The organism is Enterobacter sp. SECR19-1250 (assembly GCF_013391025.1).
Taxonomy (GTDB): Bacteria; Pseudomonadota; Gammaproteobacteria; order Enterobacterales; family Enterobacteriaceae; genus Enterobacter; species Enterobacter cloacae.
This window is the reverse complement of sequence record NZ_JACASJ010000335.1, coordinates 1-314: the sequence shown is the minus strand read 5'-3', so window position 1 is coordinate 314 and position 314 is coordinate 1. Positions and strand designations below refer to the sequence as shown.

Sequence of the window (314 nt, the reverse complement as noted above, 5' to 3'; positions counted from 1 at the left end):
TTGGGTCAACGTCAAACACCGACTCGCAATAATGCAGCGTGTCCGGGTGATTCGTTTTATGCATCGCAATAGCGTTTTCGTCGTGGTTGATAGCGATATCCACGCCGCGCCCGATCGCCAGTTCAATGCCAGTACTTGCGCCGCCGCCACCAGCAAAGTTATCAACGATAATTTCACGCATTGACGGCCCCCTGCATGCTGTTGAAGAGACCACCAGCGGTCGTGATAATTTCACTCGTCGGCATACGTTCGAGCCACAGCTGGTTGATATTGGCTTTCAGCTTGTTCTGTTGTGAAACAGGTAGAGCGTCAGC

General features: G+C 52.2%; 2 pseudogenes. Both read right to left on the bottom strand.

Annotation, left to right across the window (positions count from 1 at the left end):
• Positions 1–181, bottom strand: a pseudogene (locus tag HX884_RS26885) (DNA cytosine methyltransferase); the annotation flags it as partial.
• A pseudogene (locus HX884_RS27460) lies at positions 174–314 on the bottom strand (phage N-6-adenine-methyltransferase); the annotation flags it as partial. The pseudogenes HX884_RS27460 and HX884_RS26885, both read right to left, overlap by 8 nt.